16 protein-coding genes and 1 pseudogene are annotated in these 18,458 nt (G+C 54.4%); 5 read left to right on the forward strand and 12 right to left on the reverse strand.

Annotated features, from left to right (window positions below):
• Positions 1–29: 29 nt before the first annotated feature.
• The 4 genes from SOJ49_RS14580 to SOJ49_RS14595 all read right to left on the reverse strand — a co-directional run bounded on the left by SOJ49_RS14580 (position 30) and on the right by SOJ49_RS14595 (position 5,534).
• Entirely contained in the window at positions 30–1,133 is a 1,104-nt protein-coding gene (locus SOJ49_RS14580) for an imelysin family protein (RefSeq protein ID WP_369855225.1), read from the reverse strand.
• Positions 1,130–2,335 carry a DUF1513 domain-containing protein gene (locus SOJ49_RS14585; protein WP_369855226.1) on the reverse strand — a complete coding sequence of 402 codons (1,206 nt, stop codon included), beginning with the start codon at positions 2,333–2,335 and terminating at the stop codon, positions 1,130–1,132. Before SOJ49_RS14585 ends, SOJ49_RS14580 begins: the two co-directional genes overlap by 4 nt.
• Before the next feature lie 147 nt (positions 2,336–2,482).
• Positions 2,483–3,925: a di-heme oxidoredictase family protein gene (locus SOJ49_RS14590; protein ID WP_369855227.1), complete on the reverse strand. Its 1,443-nt coding sequence runs from the start codon at positions 3,923–3,925 to the stop codon at positions 2,483–2,485.
• 109 nt (positions 3,926–4,034) lie between these two features.
• Positions 4,035–5,534, reverse strand: coding sequence for an imelysin family protein (locus SOJ49_RS14595; RefSeq protein ID WP_369855228.1), 1,500 nt, complete (start codon positions 5,532–5,534; stop codon positions 4,035–4,037).
• Between the two features lie 268 nt (positions 5,535–5,802).
• Between SOJ49_RS14595 and SOJ49_RS14600 the strand changes: the two genes are divergently transcribed.
• From SOJ49_RS14600 to SOJ49_RS14615, 4 genes are read left to right on the forward strand one after another with little or no spacing between them, the layout of a single operon-like run.
• A complete protein-coding gene (locus SOJ49_RS14600; RefSeq protein WP_369855229.1) occupies positions 5,803–7,035 on the forward strand; it encodes a cytochrome-c peroxidase in 1,233 nt (410 codons plus the stop codon).
• Complete coding sequence (locus SOJ49_RS14605) at positions 7,022–7,576, forward strand: FMN-binding protein (protein ID WP_369855230.1); 555 nt, start codon at positions 7,022–7,024, stop codon at positions 7,574–7,576. Before SOJ49_RS14600 ends, SOJ49_RS14605 begins: the two co-directional genes overlap by 14 nt.
• A gap of 34 nt (positions 7,577–7,610) precedes the next feature.
• On the forward strand, positions 7,611–8,510 hold the full coding sequence (locus SOJ49_RS14610) for a PepSY domain-containing protein (protein ID WP_369855231.1): 900 nt from the start codon (positions 7,611–7,613) through the stop codon (positions 8,508–8,510).
• A 30-nt stretch (positions 8,511–8,540) separates the two neighbouring features.
• Positions 8,541–9,311 carry a sulfite exporter TauE/SafE family protein gene (locus tag SOJ49_RS14615; RefSeq protein WP_369855232.1) on the forward strand — a complete coding sequence of 257 codons (771 nt, stop codon included), beginning with the start codon at positions 8,541–8,543 and terminating at the stop codon, positions 9,309–9,311.
• On the opposite strand, the gene SOJ49_RS14620 is transcribed toward SOJ49_RS14615, so the two are convergent.
• From SOJ49_RS14620 to SOJ49_RS14655, 8 genes and pseudogenes are all read right to left on the reverse strand, one after another.
• Positions 9,301–10,365: a 3-deoxy-7-phosphoheptulonate synthase gene (locus SOJ49_RS14620; protein WP_369855233.1), complete on the reverse strand. Its 1,065-nt coding sequence runs from the start codon at positions 10,363–10,365 to the stop codon at positions 9,301–9,303. The two genes, SOJ49_RS14615 and SOJ49_RS14620, sit on opposite strands and share 11 nt — an antisense overlap.
• Before the next feature lie 629 nt (positions 10,366–10,994).
• Positions 10,995–11,102: pseudogene (locus tag SOJ49_RS14625) on the reverse strand (type II toxin-antitoxin system YoeB family toxin); the annotation flags it as partial.
• A gap of 176 nt (positions 11,103–11,278) precedes the next feature.
• Positions 11,279–12,118 (reverse strand): class III extradiol dioxygenase family protein, encoded by an 840-nt coding sequence (locus tag SOJ49_RS14630; RefSeq protein WP_369855234.1) that lies wholly within the window; start codon positions 12,116–12,118, stop codon positions 11,279–11,281.
• On the reverse strand, positions 12,111–12,476 hold the full coding sequence (locus tag SOJ49_RS14635; RefSeq protein WP_369855235.1) for a protocatechuate 3,4-dioxygenase: 366 nt from the start codon (positions 12,474–12,476) through the stop codon (positions 12,111–12,113). The genes SOJ49_RS14630 and SOJ49_RS14635 overlap by 8 nt, the downstream gene beginning before the upstream one ends.
• Positions 12,477–12,554: 78 nt before the next feature.
• Complete coding sequence (locus tag SOJ49_RS14640) at positions 12,555–13,424, reverse strand: amidohydrolase family protein (RefSeq protein ID WP_369855236.1); 870 nt, start codon at positions 13,422–13,424, stop codon at positions 12,555–12,557.
• A gap of 120 nt (positions 13,425–13,544) precedes the next feature.
• Positions 13,545–14,636: a 4-oxalomesaconate tautomerase gene (locus tag SOJ49_RS14645; protein WP_369855237.1), complete on the reverse strand. Its 1,092-nt coding sequence runs from the start codon at positions 14,634–14,636 to the stop codon at positions 13,545–13,547.
• Entirely contained in the window at positions 14,629–15,306 is a 678-nt protein-coding gene (locus SOJ49_RS14650; RefSeq protein WP_369855238.1) for a 4-carboxy-4-hydroxy-2-oxoadipate aldolase/oxaloacetate decarboxylase, read from the reverse strand. Before SOJ49_RS14650 ends, SOJ49_RS14645 begins: the two co-directional genes overlap by 8 nt.
• 35 nt (positions 15,307–15,341) lie before the next feature.
• Complete coding sequence (locus SOJ49_RS14655; RefSeq protein ID WP_369855239.1) at positions 15,342–16,355, reverse strand: amidohydrolase family protein; 1,014 nt, start codon at positions 16,353–16,355, stop codon at positions 15,342–15,344.
• 288 nt (positions 16,356–16,643) lie between these two features.
• Between SOJ49_RS14655 and SOJ49_RS14660 the strand changes: the two genes are divergently transcribed.
• Entirely contained in the window at positions 16,644–17,879 is a 1,236-nt protein-coding gene (locus tag SOJ49_RS14660; protein WP_369855240.1) for a LysR family transcriptional regulator, read from the forward strand.
• Positions 17,880–18,458 lie beyond the last annotated feature (579 nt).

Below are 18,458 nucleotides of genomic sequence, written 5' to 3' on the forward strand. Positions count from 1 at the left end.
AGGTATCTAGGTTAAATTCGGTCGCTATTTCAGTCGCCATCACTGAAATTGATGCCAAGGCTGACATCAAGCCCGTTGGGAATTTCACGCTTGAAGTTGCCATCCAGCGCCGCTGCCATGCTGTTAAACGTCGTGGCGTCCTGATCACTGATGGCATCACTGGCCTGGGCCAGGTTGCTGCGTACGGTGTTGGCTTCGGTGATATTGCCTGCCGATTCGATCAGCTCCAGCAAACTCACGGTAGTAGCCTCTGAGCCGTCCAGCATTTCGCTAATCACATCGATACTGGCTTGCATTTCAGGCCAGGCATTGCCCGACAAGGCCGCGACATTACTGACCGTATCGCGCTGTTGTAAGTAATCCAGATAACTCTGTACGGCACTGATCAAGGCGGTTAATGGTGCAGAACCATCATCCAGCTCAGCAGCCAGAAATAAATCGCGGTAAGGCGTACCGGATTCAAGATGATTGACCGTCCAGCCATTCACCACGTAGTCGGCGCGATTTTGCAAACTGCCTGCCAAGCCAGCCATCACTTCGCACTTGCGCGGCTGCTGCTGGAACTCGGTGATGATATCTGCTGCCAGCTGGCTTTGGCCGCTAGCGGTTTCGAATACCGCCACTTCCAGAGGCAACAAGCCAACATACTGGAACGTTCTGGTGTCGAAGTAGCTGCTGCTGACATCGGTGTCGGCAGTTATCAGGTTCTGGATCAGGGTTCGCACCGTGGCAGTGTAGTTGGTACCCCGCACGCGGAAAGAATCTACGTACTGGTAGGCGGGAAACACGGTGTCATCGTACAGCGGGCCAAAATTGAAGGGCACCAGCTGGTACCAGGCATTCGCCATGGTTTTCCAGTCGGCCTGGAGCTGGCTCAGGCCAGACTCATCTGGAGCAGCACAAAAGCTGTCTATGCTGCTATTGAAGTGACTGACTTCGCTGGCAAATTGCTCACTGGCAACAATGACCGTGCCATCAATCACTTGCTCCAGTGCCAATGCCAATGAGCCTTCGGACAATACTGCCGCATCGTTTTCACGACTGCCACCGCAGCTGGCCAGACTCAGGCAAGCGCCCAGACAGAACCAGAGGGAGGCAGATTTGAAGATGGTTGTTCTCTTTATCAATGTCATACGGACTGGTCTGGTAAGGTGAAAGTGAACATATGGTTATCCCAATGGCGTCCGGCAAACGAGCGCCGCATGGCCCGGTCTTCTTTCAGGCTGCGCGCATCAATCATGCGCACGTCGCCATTCGAATTACTCAAAACAAAATATTTCTGGTCACGACTGACCGTCAGGCCACAGACATCAAAAAAGGCGTGATAGCCGACCAGCTGATGGCTGTCCAGGTGCCAGAACGCTACCAGGTCTCCTCGAGGACTGGAAAACGCCGCAATGCGCTCGCCGTTATGCAGCACGGTACTGCCCATGTAGTCATCAAATTTGTGAATCAGGGCATCCGGGCCTTCCAGAGCAATCAGCGGCTGACCTGGCTGATGTACCGCCGCCAGCGGCACCAGCGTATTACTGCTCATCGCCGGGCGCTGCAACTGGGTCGCAATTGCCACGGTGCCATCGTCCGCCAGGGCCAAGTGGCGAATACTGGCTTTGCTTTCCGGCAAGCGGTGCTGGCTGATCACTTCACCGTTATAAAGTGACAGATACACCAGCGATGGATCCATGGTGTCAAGGTTGAGGATCTTGCGACCGCTATCCGGGTGAGTAAGCAAACCGCCGTTGGCGACCACCAGGGATTTGCCGTCCGGCATTACGTGAACATCATGCGGGCCAATACCATGGGTCAGATATTCGGCCTCGACCTGCCAATTGCGGGTGTTACGTACCATCAACTTGCCAGTGCCGCTGCGGTAATCCGATTCCGTCGTCAGTAGCTGTTGGCCATCAGGGCTGAAACAGCCATGACCGTGCATATGATGGCCTTCGGCACAGTCGATCAGGCTGTCCACCGTGCCGTCCAGCAGGTTGATCACCAGTGCCTGGGTGCCTGGACGACGGGCAAACATCACGGCAATATCCGCACGTTGCGGGTGTTGCGCCAGGCCATGCCCGCGAAAACCACTGATGGCAGAATGCACATCGGCCCGGTGTTCGCCATCGACAATCCAGCTGGCAAAATAGCCTTCGTCGCCATTACCTTCGGCACTGATCCAGACTTCCGAGCCGGCGCTGGTTGCCTGGTCGCCAGCAAGCGTTGACGACCATGCCGATCCCGGCAGCAACGCAGAAGCAGCCAAGCTACCGGCCACCCCGCCCAGCAAACGCCGTCGGGACGGATCTTGAAGTAATCGTTGTGAAACAGAATTCACTGACATTCGGGTTCTCCCATCTAGCAGATAGCTAGGAATCTATCGGGCTTAGGACTGCTCTACTACGGGATAGCTGAATCTGGCTCTTTTTTGCGCAAAAAATCGCTCAAACCAGTCTTTCCCTCGCGACGAACGCCCAAGTCCTGCAGACTCCTAGAGTGACTCAACAAACTGGATCAGATAACGGCGCTCTGCGGCGCTTAAATGGGTAAATCTCTGCCGGGCCGCCAGTGCTTCACCGCCATGCCAGAGAATCGCTTCCTCTATGCTGCTGGCGCGGCCATCATGCAAATACTGCTTGCTGCCGTTGACCTGCCCCATCAAACCGGTTCCCCACAGCGGCGCGGTACGCCATTCGCTACCGCTGGCAGCAAAGTCTGGACGCCCGTCAGCCAGTTCCGGCCCCATGTCGTGCAGCAGCAAGTCGGTGTACGGCCAGATACGTTGGTTACCCAAATGTGGCTGTGCACTACTGGCCGCCGTGGTATAGCCCGGCTGATGGCAAGCGGCACAGCCGCTGGTGTAAAAAAAGGGTCGTCCTTTCCGGACATCGGCATTATCAACATTCCGGCGTGTGGGAACACCCAGATTGCGAGTGAAATTCGTGACCAGGCGCAAAAGATTATCAGGTAGTTCTAATCCCTGACTATTATTTCCATTTCTTTGCTTTTGGCACAGCGGCTGCTGCTCAGTACAGGGCTGGAACGGAAACAGTGGATTACTGATACCAATATCGTTGGCAAATGCGGAAGCAACGATCATATCCATATTGGAGCGATTGGCCTTGTGGCCAAAACGACCCGCTTGCCAGCGTTGGCTTCTGGCGTCCCAAACCCGGTTCTGACGGCCCGAGATACCATCACCGTCGGCATCATCCGGATCGGCCAGAGCCTCCAGATCAGCCTGCGGAATCAGCTCCAGCAACCCCATGCCATGAATCGGCGGCGCGTTTCTCAAGCTGAAACGGGTAGCGGCATCAAATTCCCCGTAGGCAACATAACGCAGATCCAGCTCGGGTTTGCGCAGTGTTATCTGACGGCCATCCGGATATACAAAGGCCTGTTCATGCCATTTCACATAAGCATACGCTTCCGGCGCTACCTGCTGTTGCTCCGCTATAGCGACCGGCGAGGCCTGGCGCAACTGATGCAACAGGGCAATGGACTGGGTTTGTAACTGGTCACCATAAACAGGATCCGGTATCACTCCAGCGTGACTATTGGCCGCCGCAGCCATAAGCTGCGGATCTGCCAGCACTCGACTCATACGTACCAGTGGCCCAAACAAGGGCGTTTCGGAATCGTCTGGCATCCGGCTTTTACCACCACGAATATGGCAGGCCAGACAGCCGCGAGCGTTATAAATTGGCCCCAGGCCATCACGGGCATCGGTAATCGTCGGTGCCTTGATCCAGGGCTGATGCGCCAGCGCCCGGCCCGCATAAAACTGCGGCCGCTCGTCATCGGGCAAGTTCGGCGTCACCTTGTCCAATGCCGGAAACGGGATTATCGACGTCGTCGCATCGCCACCCGGCCTGGCTTCAGCAGGATCCGGTGGCGGCACCTCGGTATCGGAACAACCACTGGTTGAAGCCATCAGCACGGCCAGAACACAGATGCCGAAAAGCCGGGACAAGCCCGTCTTATGGTGAAAACAGAGACTGCGCATTACTCAGCCCCTGCTAACAGGTGATCAACCATCAATACTAGCACTCAGCGGTTGGATCTTCGGTGTTGCACTCGGTAGCGTCACCATCAATGACTTCTGCGTCAATTTCCAGTGCTTCGGCCACATCCGCAATCACCGATGATTGAGCGTTCAATGCCTTGATGGCATCGTAGGCTGGTTCGCTGCTGGTCGCTTCAATGATCTGGACGTCAAAAGGCGTACCGGCACGAGCCAAAGTATCGATTGCCACATAAGCCGTTTGAGTCGTGGTCAAAGCCGCTTCCATATCACTGGCCAATTCCGTCAGACCGGCATCAGCCAGGTAATCATCAATGCCATAACCACTGACGGCACGAGCCGTCGCGTCGTCGGTACCATCCAGCGTGCTGTCGTAACCGGCGTATTCACCGTAGTAGCTGTTGGAAACACCCTCGGCATCCAGCCAGATATCACGGTGAGTGTTATCCGAGAAGCAGGAATGTTCGTCTTCCTGAGAGTTGGAAGAAAAGGCAATCTGCATCCGCTCGCCGGCCAATTCACCTTCAGACAAAGTGCCCATCCCGGTGAGGATTTCTGCCAGTTTCTGCTTGGCTTCGTCTTCGGTGCTGATGGTGGTAAAAGCAGTGCGGTATGAAGCGCCTTCGGCCCAGCCGTCACGGACTGTGGTTAAATCGTCGATCAGCTTCTGTACGGCCATTTCCATAAATTTGTGACGACGGTTGGACAAATTGCTGCTGTCGTAAGTGTCGGTCTCAGAGTAACCCTCAGCCAGATCGCTCAGAGGACGATCACCGCCTTCCGCGTAGTTAGTAGCGGTATTGGCTTTCACCGCCTCATCACGATCCGTACCATCAGTGGTTTCACCATCATTGTTCAGATCCTGGCCCCACAGCAAGAACTCAATGGCGTGGTATCCGGCAATCACGTCGTGCTCGTCATCAGCGGTGGCGGTATTAGCCAGCAGGTCGGCGCTAATGTCGATGCTGGTATTGCCAATGATGTTATTCGACTGATCTTCCGCACCGGCTGCCGTCAAGGCACCACCACCATTAATACCAGCGGCGTTGGCGGTTACGCCCACCTGATCAGTACCAAAATCCGTATCGTTGGTCTGCACGTAATCGATCAGGGCCTCACCTAATGGCCAGGCATTGATGTCACCTTCCGGGCCGTCTTCCGAGCTGTAGTCGGTGGAGTCAATCGGGCTCAGGCGGAAGCGATAAACTTCGGTCTGCCCATAAGGCTCACGCGCTACCAGCCAGGCTGTTTTGGCGGCAACAAAATTTTCTTCGGTTGGGTTTTCACGGAAGGTTTGCAGCGCAGTCTGTAACTCAATAGCGGTGTCAACGGCATCGCTGTAGGTTGCCAGTGCGATATCCGCATTGGTTTCCAACACTTTACTGACGTTAGCCACGTTAATGACGGCGGTCGCCTGAGCGTCATCCGCATCCGTGGAACTGCTTGAGCTACCACCACCACAGGCCGTCAACATGGACGTTACGGCGATAGCCGCAGCAAGCGAGGTCAATTTCATCATTCAACACTCCTGTCTGAAAATAAGGCAAAGTCGACGGTTTATCCGTCTTACGGAAAACATCCGCACTTACAGTAAAACGGAATAGTTCCGATTGAAGTTGACCGGGATCATATTACTAATGCAAATGATTTACAAATAGACTCGAACTTGCATTACCTTTAGCAACATGATGACTGCGTGGTAGACTCCTAGACAGATTGCAGCAAGACAATCGCAAAGCCATCAACCTGAACATTCCCCAATGGAGCGGGGTGAAATTGGAGCCGTCGTGAGAAAGTATCTAACTGTATTATTGGCGCTATTACTGAGCAGCTGTGGTGGGTCATCCGATTCTTCCAGCCCCGCTTTTGACAGCAAGGAAGCTCTGGGTGAAAGCCTGTTTAACGATGTCAGTCTGTCGTTTAACCGTACCCAGTCTTGTGCCAGCTGCCACGATGTCGCTCAGGCATTTACCGACAGTCGCAAAAACGACAGTGACCAGACCGCCGCTGTTTCCATCGGTGATGACGGTGTTTCACTGGGTGACCGTAACGCCCCCACAGTGACCTACGCCTCACAGACACCCGATTTTCACAACGGCAGCCGTACCCGCTTCAATAGCCAGCAATCCGATTACAGTGGTTGGCTTGGCGGCCAGTTCCATGATGGCCGGGCCACCACCCTGGCCGACCAGGCTGGTGGCCCGCCATTAAATCCGATTGAAATGGGTATGCCGGATCGTGCCAGCGTAGTAGAACGACTGTTAGAAAATACAGACTATATTGCCGCCCTTGAAACCCTTTACGGCACAGACGTATTCGACGCTACCGACACCGCCTATGACGCCATGACCGATGCCATCGCCCGCTTTGAAGCCACCGACGCCTTTGCACCGTTCGATTCCAAGTACGATCGTTCATTACTGGATTCAGATGACCCGGATTATTACGACTATGGCGTCATCTCTAAAGTCGCCTCAGGCAAGGTGCTGTTTTTTTCCCAGCAATTCACCAACTGCGCCACTTGCCACCAGTTGAAACGCCAGAGCAGCAGCGGCGAAACCTTTACTGGCTACGAATACCACAACATCGGCGTTCCCATTAACACTGCCGTCCGCAGTGCCAATGGTTCGGCCGATGACTTTATTGATACCGGTTTGCAATTTAACAACAGCGCCGTCACTGCTGACACGGAAGCCGGTAAATTCAAGGTGCCAACCCTGCGCAACGTCGCCGTCACCGCACCCTATATGCACAACGGTGTATTTAATGAATTAGCCACGGTCGTCAAGTTTTACGACCACTGGCTGACCGGCAGCAGTAACAGCCTCAATCCGGAAACCGGTGTCGCCTGGGCTGACCCGGAAATCAGCGACACGGTTAACCTCACCGAGCTTCAGGACGGCAGCTTGCTCGACGACGACGATGTGGAAGTGCTGGTGTGCTTTATGATGACGCTGACCGATGCCCGCTACGAAAGTCTGATTCCGGATGTCGAGTGGGAAAACTGTGAAGCTGAATAATATCCTCTGGAGCCTGACTCTGCGGAGCCTGATCCTGTGGCTGCTGGCCAACGCCGCCAGCGCCGATAACTACCTCAGTCAGGAAGCCTTTCTGTCACAGACGTTTGGCGAGCAACAAGCGGCTGCCAAAACCCTGTGGCTCAAGCCCGAACACAAGAATGCCGCATCAAAACTGCTGGGGCATCCCTATTCCGGGCTACGGGTCAGATACTGGCAAGCCGGGGCAACCAGTGCCTGGATTATGGAAGAAATTGGCAAGGAGCGGCCAATTACGATCGGGGTTGTGGTGGTTGACGATACGATACAGTCAGTCTCGGTGCTGGCCTTTCTTGAATCCCGGGGATGGGAAGTCCGCTATCCGTTTTTTACCGACCAGTTTAGCGGTGCCCGGCTGGATGAAACACAGCAGTTAAGCAGCCACATTGACGGCATTACCGGTGCCACATTGTCGGTACGTGCCGTCACCAATGTCGCCCGTCTGGCGCTGTACCTTGCAGAGCAAACCGGGGTCAGCCACAATCAGGCCGCCAGCAAGCCCTGACCCACCCCGACGACACCCGATTACAGGCCCTGTTTTGAAACTCGTTCCCTTTCTGATTCACTGGCATCGCCGCAGCGGTTTGATCATTCTGCCGGTGATCCTGATGCTGGCGATCACCGGCATCCTGATTAATCACAGCCAGTCTTTGGGCTGGGCCAAGACACCGGTTTATTCGTCCTGGGTGGCCTGGCTGTATGGCATCCATGACACGGATATTGATCAAGGCTTCGCAACTGGCAAGCACTGGGTCAGTCAGGTTGGTAATAGCCTCTATCTGGATCAAAGCCCGATTGGCCATTGTGAACAGCCGTTATTGGGCGCGCTGCGTTGGCAAGAAACCATCGCCCTGCTGTGTAACAATCGTATTGCACTGTATCTGCCGGATGGTCAACTGGTTGAAGAGTTGACTAATCTGCCGGTTCAGGCCAGCGCGATTGGCACCATGGCGACAGCCACACACCATTCTCCAAACAACACCTCGAACAACACCTCGAACAACACCTCGAACAACACGCCAGAGAATGGCTCCCTGCTGCTACAGGCAAACTCACCCTATTACCTCGACAACAACAGTTGGAGTTGGCAGCCTGCCCGCTCTGATCTGGCCGCCGACTGGGCCACACCCGAATCGCTACCCCAAGAACTGACAGCGCAGCTCAACAGCGACAAGCCGGTGCCAGGTATCACCCGCGAGCGATTGCTCCTGGACTTGCACAGTGGTCGCCTGTTTGGGCGCATTGGCGTATGGGTGGTTGATGCGGTCAGTATTGTGCTGATTTTTCTGGCGCTGAGCGGTACTTTCACCTGGCTAAAGCGTATTTGGTTAAAACAGACCGGGTTAAAACGTACCGGGCAGCAGCACAACCCACATAAACGCCCGCATCCGCCCGCATCGTCTTCTCATCAACACCAGCAAAAACCGACGCGGCGCTGACGCTGATTGGCCCACAAGGATACCGGACTCATGATGCTTGAACTGCTGACACCTGCCGATCTGTCGCTGACATCGGCGCTCGTCCTGATTGCGTTTGCCGGTTTCACATCGTTTATGACGGCCGCTGTCGGCATCGGCGGTGGCCTGTTGTTACTGGCGGTGATGGCTTCTCTGGTCCCCGTCAACGCACTGATTCCGGTGCATGGTCTGGTGCAGCTGGGCTCAAACGGCAATCGCATGTTGATGACCTTTCGACATATCGACTGGGCCATGCTGCGTTACTTCAGTATCGGGGCAGTACTCGGTGCTGGATTAGCCAGTGTGGTTGTGGTGCAGCTGCCGCTCTACCTGATTCAATTTGCGGTGGCGGGTTTTATTCTGTTTCTGGTGTGGGGGAACAAGCCGGGCAAACGCCAGCTCAGCCCGATCGGGCGAATATTTGCCGGGGCACTCACCACGTTTCTGACCATGTTTGTCGGTGCGACCGGGCCACTGGTTGCCGGTTTTGTGCACCGTAACAACTACAGCAAACTGCAACTCACCAGTACCTTTGCCACCTGCATGACCCTGCAACATACCTTCAAGGCGATCGTATTTACCGCCGTGGGTTTTGCTTTCTGGCAGTGGCTGCCACTGGTGCTTCTGATGATTGCCAGCGGTGCGTTTGGCACCTGGATGGGTCTTAAATTGTTGAACCGTATTCCCGGTGAGTGGTTTAAACAGGCGTTCAGGGTCGTTGTTACTCTGCTCGCCCTGCGTCTGCTTTGGCAGGGCTTGCAGAGTATGGGGATCACGGCCTGATCTCAGCCAGTTGCTGGTGCATCTCACGCAGCAGTGCTTCGGTCTGATCCCAACCCAGACATGGGTCAGTGATGGACTGACCGTACACCAGATTGGCCGACATTTTCTGATTGCCTTCGTTAATGAAGCTTTCCAGCATCACCCCCAGAATCCGGTCATTACCGGCCAAGCGCTGACCAACAACGTCCAGCGCTATAGCGGTTTGGCGACGGTGCTGCTTGCACGCGTTGGCGTGGCTGCAATCCACCAGCACACCCACATTGCAGTCCGCTTCCTGCAACTGTTGTTGGGCGGCGGCGACACTGGCCGCATCGTAATTGGTCATACCATTACCACCGCGTAACACGATATGAGTATCCGGGTTACCTGGGGTGGTCAGCATCGCCATTTGACCGTGGCAATCAACGCCCAGGGTATGATGGCTGTGACGAGCCGCCACCATGGCATTGATGGCTGTCATCATGGAACCATCGGTGCCGTTTTTTAATCCGGTGGGCATCCCCAGGTGACTGACCATTTCACGATGGATCTGTGATTCAGTGGTGCGAGCACCAATAGCAGTCCAGCTGATCAGATCATCCAGGTACATCATCACCAGTGGATTTAACGCTTCTGTCGCCAGTGGCAAACCCATTTCGGCCAGTGCCAACATCACCTTGCGAGAACGCTCCAGCCCGGCTTGCATATCACCACTGCCATCACGTTCAGGGTCGTAGGCCAGACCTTTCCAGCCAATATGGGTACGTGGTTTTTCGACGTAGGCACGTATCACAATCAGCAAGCGGTCGCCAAGCTGCTCATTCAGCGCCATCAAACGCTGGCCATAATCCAGCGCTGCGGCTTCATCATGAATGGAACAGGGGCCGGTAATCACCAGCAAACGTGAGTCTTCGCCATTCAGGATGTTACGAATCTGCTGGCGCTGCTGCTCAATCCGGATACGGACGTCGTCACTCAATGCCAGCCGTGCCTTGAGCATGGCCGGTGTTGCAATCGGGCGTACCGCCGGGTCGTTGCTGCTGGCAGAACGGGAAGTCAAAGTGGGGGTTGTCATATCGATATTCCTCAATTTTTTACTGGATGTGGTGTATTCGCTTTGCTCGGTGATGGGCTAGCGCCAATATCGCGCCCGCACGTCACCGCAGCTAAATCGCCACCGCCAGAAGCTGCACACACCGGTGCAAGCTTGAGAAATTTTGAGTTTTGCCAATGCTTGCATAGCAATCTCGACCTGAATCCTGTGAAAAACAATCATAAAAAAACCCCGATCAGCCAGCTGCCAATCGGGGTTTCCGGTGGCAGCTGGCTTGAAGCCAAACTGCCGAGTGTTCTGTTCACACTACTGGCAGCCTGGCTCCTGGCTAAAATAGCCATAACCAAAATACCAATACGCCACGACTGCACCGCTCAAGCACGCTCTTGCCACTGCGACCTGGGCCGTAGAGCTGTTCAAGCGTTGACGTAACCGTGCTGAGTTCATTGCAATACCGAAGCGTTCGTTTTAGTGAAGTGTCCATCCTAATCCGGAATAGATGAATTGCAACCATAAATATCAGCATTCAGCGCTGTACATGGTATTCATAGGATGAATTATGGCGCAACCGTCTACTGAACATCCAGCAGCCTGTTAAGATGAGAAGTCCATAATACAATCAGTAGCGATAACCAAGTAGCGATAACCAAGTAGCGATAACGACACGAAATGGCAGTAACAAATCGATCGCCAACGGCATAAACCAAACGATGAGTGTCATCAATACAACGAGGCCAAAAACCAGCCAGGTTTTCTTTACTGAAACAGCCGCCCCGAAACTCGGGTGATTCAATTTGCAACGGTGATATTAATCCAGGAAATCAAAAAAGACCGTCCCTGCTCATTATCGATCACCATCCCAGGAGAGGTGTGATCTGGAGCAGACACGGCCAGGGCCATCATCACAGCCGGGCAAACACCCGGCTGATCCGAATCAGGTATTGACCAGCAGTTGTACTCCAACGGCGGTATTGGAGATGGGTGCCACGTAGTTACGCAGAACTTCTTTTAATTCACCGGTCATGGTGCCGCGCATCGCCAGCCACATGGCCAGTTCGACCATTTGGGCACCACCTTTTTCGATCAGGTCAGAGTTGCTGTATTGACACAGTTCTTCCGGCTCGTTGACCAGCTTGTCCATACAATAGTTGTCAAAATCACCATTCAGAATACCGGCACGTTGACCATCAAGCTGGTGTGACAACCCCCCGGTTCCCAGGACGACCACTTTCTGGTCACTGTCCCAGGAACGGATCGCGTCACCAATTGCCTGACCAAATGCAAAGCTGCGGGATGGTTTGGGCATCGGATGACGTTCACAGTTGATGCTGACCGGAATGACCTTGATGCCCTGATAGGTAAAGTTCGGCCACAGCAGCGTCAGTGGCACCGTCGCACCGTGGTCAACCTTGATGTCCTGACATACCGTCGGGTCAAAGTCGTTCTCGATCAGGTGGTTGACGATGTGCCAGCTCAGTTCGGTTTCACCGGTGACCGGTGGAATCGGATTAATGCCCCAGCCTTCGTCAGCATTATGGTACTCAGGTGCACAGCCAATAGCGAAGGTCGGCTTTTTATCGAGGAACATTTCCAGACCGTGGTCGTTATAGAACAATACGGCGATGTCCGGTTTTTGCTCTTGCAGCCACTCACGAATCGGTGGGTAGATGGCAAACAGATCACGATAGTACGGTGTGTCTTCCAGATGTTTGTCCATCGCCACGCCAATGGCAGGAATGTGTGAGGTGGTAATACCACCGATCAGCTTAGCCATTGTTTTTACCTCGCCCCTGACTGTCCAGGTATGCTTTGAATTCTTCCGTGCTGCGGCCAGACTGCATACCGCCTACGATCTGCATGTTCCAGCCAAAAATAATGGCGAATTTGGCCATGTAGTAGATGCTGCCACCCAGCTCCAGCATGCGGATGATGTCTTTGTCACGCACCGCCTGACGTTGCTCTTCAGAGATCTGGAACGTTTCCATATAACCTTCCGGATCATCACGGAACGCCTGGCGGTTCTCTTCGCTGTTAAACGAGTAACACATCTTGTTGAACTTGAAACCCTTGGTGGCCATGGGTCCATCAAAATGGATGGTGCCTTCAACTTCACGTAATTCGTATTCTGACATTGCCGTACCCTCACTGATTGGTCGGACGCTGAACGTTGGAAGCCTGCTGCCGTTGGCGTCAGACTTCCGACCTTGCTATTACCAATACAAACGCATCGGGTTATCCACCAGCAATTTTTGCTGCTGTTCTGCCGTCGGAGCAATCATGGGGATAACGTCCACCAGCTTGCCATCATCCGGGGTATGGGATTTCATATTCGGATGTGGCCAGTCAGTCCCCCACAACACACGATCCGGGAACAGCTCCACCAGTTTTTTGCCAAACGGCACCACATCGCTGTAATCCGGCGGCGTGAGCGTCAGGCGTTCCGGGCAAGTCACCTTGACCCAGACTTTTTCATTATTGGTCATCAGATCGACAAAACGCTGAAAGTCCGGATGATCAACGCCCTTGGCAACATCTGGACGACCCATGTGGTCAACCACAATGGTGGTATCCAGTTCGTTGAGGAAAGGAATCAGCTCTTCCAGTTCTGGCGCTTCAAAGTACACCACGATGTGCCAGCCCAGTGGCTTGATCTTTGCTGCCACAGACAGGAACACTTCTTTCGGCGTGGTATCGACCAGACGTTTGACGAAGTTGAAACGCACCGCCCGTACGCCCGCCTTGTCCATTGCTTCCAGCTCTTCCGTAGTGATCGCCGGATCAACTACCGCCACACCACGGGCCAGCTCACCAGCGCTTTCAAGGGCGTCAATCAGGGCAGCGTTATCGGTGCCGTGGCAGGACGCCTGGACGATGACATTACGTTCAAAGCCCAGATAATCGCGCAGTGCGAACAGCTGTTCTTTTGAGGCATCGCACGGGGTGTACTTGCGCTTCGGGTGGTATGGGAACTGCTCAGCCGGGCCAAAAACATGGCAGTGCGCGTCGACCGCACCAGACGGTGTCTTGAACTCTGGCTTGCTCGGGTTGGCATGAAACGGCAGGTAATCTGGATCCATCATAATTAGGTCGCCCTTGTTTTTATCGGGTCATTATTGGCACTTTTATTCATTAACAGAAACGGCCAGCGGCTTATCATCAACCGCTGCCCTTCCCCATAAAAGTGGCCGGTTTAATCGTTTTTAATCGTTGGGATGCGCGAACACATCACCGTCAAACAGCTTGCGTGCAGTACGCAGTAACGCCGCAGAACCGACGTTACCGCTGTCATCCATATTCAGAATCACGGTCATTTCGCCGATCGGATGTTCAACCGCCAGAATTTTCTGCTGTCCATCCGGTACATTGGCAACCGCAGCAGCCGGTGAGCCTGGCAACACCGCGGCCGTAGCCACACTGACTGCGCCCAGCACACCAATCGAAGCGTGACAGCGATGGGGTATAAAAGTACGCGTCGACAAGGCACCGCCATTGCTGGCAGCACTGACCATGGTCATCTTGGGAACGGATTTGTCTTTCACGTCACCCAGATTCATTAATGGCCCGGCCTGCAGACGAATGGACTCCAGCTTCGCCCGCAAGGCGTCGTTGGCTTCCAGTTCCTCTCGGCTTTCTGCGCCGGTAATACCCATAGCCGCCGCACTCATCACCACGACCGGCATGCCGTTATCAATCAGGGTAACGTCGATGCCGTCGATCACATCAACGGTATTACCGGTTGGCAACAAAGCGCCGCAACTGGAACCTGCCGTATCGGCAAAGGTAACCGGGATGGCCGAAGCAAAACCGGGCACACCATCGATACGCGCCGTGCCGACATAACTGACCTTGCCGTTTGGCGTGGGTACATTGGCGGTGGCGATTTGGCCGGTATTTTCCATAAAGATACGAACGTCAGTGCTCTCGCCGGTCACGTCAATCAGACCACGTTCAAGCGCAAACGGGCCAACACCGGCGAGGATGTTGCCGCAGTTCTGCGCATCCGTCACGATAGCCTGATCAACAAAGACCTGCAGAAACAGGTAGTCCACATCGGCATCGTCACGCTCGGAACGTTTGACGACGGCGACCTTGGCCGTCAGCGGGTCGGCAGCGCCCAAACCATCGATCTGGCGCGGGTCAGGGGAACCCATGACCCGCAACAGAAACGCATCTCTCACGGCCGTGTCAGCCGGAAGATCCTGCGCTAGGAAGTAGCCCCCTTTTGAGGTGCCACCTCGCATCCACATGCAGCGCACACCTTCAATCGGGTCGAAGGTGCGAGCATCAGACATATTTGAGGCCTTTTTCTTTCAGACGAGGACGCATGTCATAAATATCCAGGCCCAGTTCACCGTTGGCCATACGCACACGTTTGGATTCTTCCAGCGCCATACGGGCACGGGCTTTTTCCAGTACTTCAGCGGCTTTTTCACGACGCACCACCACCACGCCATCATCATCTGCCACCATCACATCACCGGGATAAACCAGTTCGTCAGCGCACACCAGCGGGATGTTGACGGAGCCAACGGTTTCCTTGATGGTGCCTTCAGAGAAGACCGCTTTTGACCAGACCGGAAAATTCATCTGTCGCAGGTCACGGGTATCCCGCACTCCGCCATCAATGATCAACCCAACCACACCACGGGACTGGGCAGAGGTTGCCAGCAGATCACCAAAAAAACCGTGATTGGACGGTGAGGTCGGGGCAAACACCATGATGTCACCGGCTTGGCACTGCTCAATCGCCACGTGCATCATCCAGTTATCACCGGCAGCACCAGAGATCGTGATGGCGGAACCGGCAACGCTCTTGTCTTGCTGGATCGGGCGCATGTAATACGCCAGCAAGCCAACGCGTCCCTGGGCCTCGTGGATAGTGGCGACGCCACATTCTGCCAAACCATCAATTACGGTCTGGTCGGCTCGTTCGATATGTTGTACTACGACGGTTTCTTTCATAATTCTGATTCCTCAGTTTAATCACACAGGCCAGTTTATTGGGGCAGAGCCAGGCGACTAAAGACGCGACGGGTATTACCTTCAAAGATTTCCGCTTTCTGTTCAGCAGACAACGCGGTGTTACCGTCGATGTAGCGTTTGGTATCGTCGAAGTAGTGGCCAGTGTCAGGGTCAATACCGCGCACCGCGCCAATCATTTCAGAGGCAAACAGAATATTTTTGGTCGGTACAATATCAAGCAACAGATCGATACCACGCTGGTGATACACGCAGGTGTCGAAATACACATTGTTCAGTACCCGTTCTTCCAACTCAAAACCGTTGTCGAGCGCCAGGCCACGGAAACGTCCCCAGTGGTAAGGCACTGCGCCGCCGCCGTGTGGAATGATAACTTTCAGTTCCGGGAAGTCCTTGAACACGTCCGACATCATCAACTGCTGGAAGCCGGTCGTGTCAGCACCCAGATAATGGGAGCCGGTGGTGTGGAAACAATCGTTACAGGATGCCGATACGTGCACCATGGCCGGAATATCGTACTCAACCATTTTTTCGTAAATCGGGTAAAACGAGCGATCTGCCAGCGATGAACCATTCCAGTGACCGCCACTGGGATCCGGGTTCAGGTTGATACCGATAAAGCCCATTTCTTCAACGGTACGAATGATCTCGGGCACGGATTTGGCCGGATCAACACCCGGAGACTGTGGCAGCTGGGCGACCGGGACAAAGTTTTCAGGGAACAGATCGCAGACGCGACGAATAATGTCGTTCTGATGTTCCGTCCAGAACTGGCTGGTGTACTCGTTACCAATGTGATGTCCCATCCAGCTGGCGCGAGGAGAGAAGATGGTCAGATCCGTGCCGCGTTGCTGCTGAAGCTTCAGCTGGTTATTGACGATGGACTCGCGAATCTCGTCATCCGTGATATTAATCGTGCCTTTTTCACCCTTGAACAGCGGATCGGCGGCGACGGCAGCTTTTTGCTGGTCGCGATATTCGCCTACGCCTGGAGGTGTCGTGGTGTAGTGCCCATGGCAATCGATGATCATTATTCTTCTCTCGCTCGTTGATGGTGTTGTTCGCAGGGCCTGTTCCCGCAGAGCAGGCAAACAGCGAACCGCAGCGTCTGTCGGATGCCGAAACCTGCCGTCCGGAAGAGAAGTGGCAGACAGGTGCTCGACAAGCGGTACTTCCAAACGACTGACGGCAAAGCTTACAGCTGCCTGGATGTTGCCTCCCATGGTAGGAACTGACATGCCGGGCTGGCTATTTCAATTTCACTGCTACAATATTGGATTTTGATATAGACCTGTTTATTCGAAGCTCTGGAGCAAGTGATGGATTTTGTCATACCCAACCTGCGACACCTGCGCGTCTTTCTTGAGGTTGCCGAACAAAAAAGCATAAGCAAGGCCGCTCCGAGGGTTTTTTTGTCACAGCCTGCGATCACCCAGGCACTGGCGCGACTGGAAGACATGTTACAAACCGAGCTATTCGAACGCCGTGCCGAAGGCATGTACCCCACAGCCTCGGGAGACGTCTGGTATAACCGTGTCGAACGCTGTATTTCCTGCCTGTTACAAGGCACCAGGGAAGCCTTGCGCTCCGGCAGCAGTCGCACCCAGTCGGCACAACAGATGGTCTCACTGCTGACCACGACCCAACTCAAGGCACTGGTGGCCGTTACCGAAGCAGAAAATTTCAGCATCGCCAGCCGTGCGGTCGGTGTCTCCCAGTCCTCCCTGCATCGGGCCGCCCGCGAGCTGGAGCACCTGTTACAAGTGCCGCTGTTCGAGAAGACCAGCACCGGCATCAGTGCCACCAAAGCCGCTCAGGCACTGGCTCGTGCGACCAAGCTGGCCTTTTCGGAGTTGTATCAGGGCTACTCTGAAGTCAGCGCCTTGCAATTTCGTGAAGTGGGCAAAATCGTACTGGGCAGCATGCCGCTGGCGCGCACCTCAATCCTGCCGGAGGCCATTATTCGGTTTAGTGAAAGGCACCCGGATATCGATATCCAGGTCGTCGATGCGCCCTACGACGATCTGCTGCACCACCTGCGCCACGGCGATCTCGATTTTCTCATTGGTGCCCTGCGCTTCCCGCCACCAGTCGACGACGTGCTGCAGGAAGAGCTGCTGTCCCCGCCGCTGGCGATTATTTGCCGCCCAGCACACCCACTACTCATCACCGCCAGCGGTGATCTCGCGCTGCCGACCCTGAACGATCTGCCCCGCTACCCCTGGGTTGTGCCGCGCGAAGGCACTCCAACCCGCAAGGCATTTGAGGCACTGTTTGAACAACATGACATCAAGCCGCCACAACGACTGGTCGAAACCAGTTCTCAAATCCTGATTAGGGAACTGTTACGCGGCAGCGACCGCCTGACCCTGATTTCAACTCATCAGATAGAACATGAACTGAATACCGGGCTGTTATCCGTATTACCCGTCACCCTTGAACATACCCGTCGCGCTATCGGCATCACCTTACGCCAGAACTGGCAGGCAACCCCCAGCCAGATGCAGTTTCTGGATATATTGCGCGAGCAGGCCGCCGCCTGCCGTGATCTGTGAGTGATCTGTGAGTGATCTGTGAGTGATCAAACAGGATCGTTGTAGAAAACCAATACCTGATAGCTAATCAGGCCAGAACCAGCTTGAAAATAGGGTAACGGCAACCGACCGTGCCTGCATCAATTCAGGCCAGCAGTAAAAAACAAGGCGGCTACAGGCCCACAAGCTGGTACTTTTTAACGGTTTTTATTGCCCCGGCAAACAATGACACGAGTCTGTCGAGACACTCTTTTTTTTGCCGCACCAGAACAATGCATTATCAAAATTGAATAGCTAATCCGGTTTATCAATTACCCTGATTCCGGGGCCAATGTTAGATTGGAGTTCTCGAACTTGGTCGTTTTGAGTTTTGTGTTGTTGCCCGTTGTCCCGTGTTGCTCAGGTATGGTTCTTCAGGATCACACCGGGCAATATTGGCAGCGGGCGTTTTTTCAGACCGTTCGATGTCAATCTTCAGTACGCTTGCGAACTTTCAGCGCTGAACTCCCATCATTCAGCGTTCACGCTGAACATTCCGCCAGCCTGTTGCTGCAATATTCCTTGCAAACCCAGTAAATAACCGGCATCCCCGGTGCTACA

It is taken from the genome of Candidatus Thalassolituus haligoni, from assembly GCF_041222825.1.
Lineage (GTDB): Bacteria > Pseudomonadota > Gammaproteobacteria > Pseudomonadales > Oceanobacteraceae > Oceanobacter > Oceanobacter antarcticus.

Coding starts and splice junctions, on each gene's coding strand:
- SOJ49_RS14580 (WP_369855225.1), bottom strand. CDS start 1,133: ATGACATTGATAAAGAGAACAACCATCTTCAAATCTGCCTCCCTCTGG.
- SOJ49_RS14585 (WP_369855226.1), bottom strand. CDS start 2,335: ATGTCAGTGAATTCTGTTTCACAACGATTACTTCAAGATCCGTCCCGA.
- SOJ49_RS14590 (WP_369855227.1), bottom strand. CDS start 3,925: ATGGCTTCAACCAGTGGTTGTTCCGATACCGAGGTGCCGCCACCGGAT.
- SOJ49_RS14595 (WP_369855228.1), bottom strand. CDS start 5,534: ATGATGAAATTGACCTCGCTTGCTGCGGCTATCGCCGTAACGTCCATG.
- SOJ49_RS14615 (WP_369855232.1), top strand. CDS start 8,541: ATGATGCTTGAACTGCTGACACCTGCCGATCTGTCGCTGACATCGGCG.
- SOJ49_RS14620 (WP_369855233.1), bottom strand. CDS start 10,365: ATGACAACCCCCACTTTGACTTCCCGTTCTGCCAGCAGCAACGACCCG.
- SOJ49_RS14630 (WP_369855234.1), bottom strand. CDS start 12,118: ATGGCTAAGCTGATCGGTGGTATTACCACCTCACACATTCCTGCCATT.
- SOJ49_RS14635 (WP_369855235.1), bottom strand. CDS start 12,476: ATGTCAGAATACGAATTACGTGAAGTTGAAGGCACCATCCATTTTGAT.
- SOJ49_RS14640 (WP_369855236.1), bottom strand. CDS start 13,424: ATGATGGATCCAGATTACCTGCCGTTTCATGCCAACCCGAGCAAGCCA.
- SOJ49_RS14645 (WP_369855237.1), bottom strand. CDS start 14,636: ATGTCTGATGCTCGCACCTTCGACCCGATTGAAGGTGTGCGCTGCATG.
- SOJ49_RS14650 (WP_369855238.1), bottom strand. CDS start 15,306: ATGAAAGAAACCGTCGTAGTACAACATATCGAACGAGCCGACCAGACC.
- SOJ49_RS14655 (WP_369855239.1), bottom strand. CDS start 16,355: ATGATCATCGATTGCCATGGGCACTACACCACGACACCTCCAGGCGTA.
- SOJ49_RS14660 (WP_369855240.1), top strand. CDS start 16,644: ATGGATTTTGTCATACCCAACCTGCGACACCTGCGCGTCTTTCTTGAG.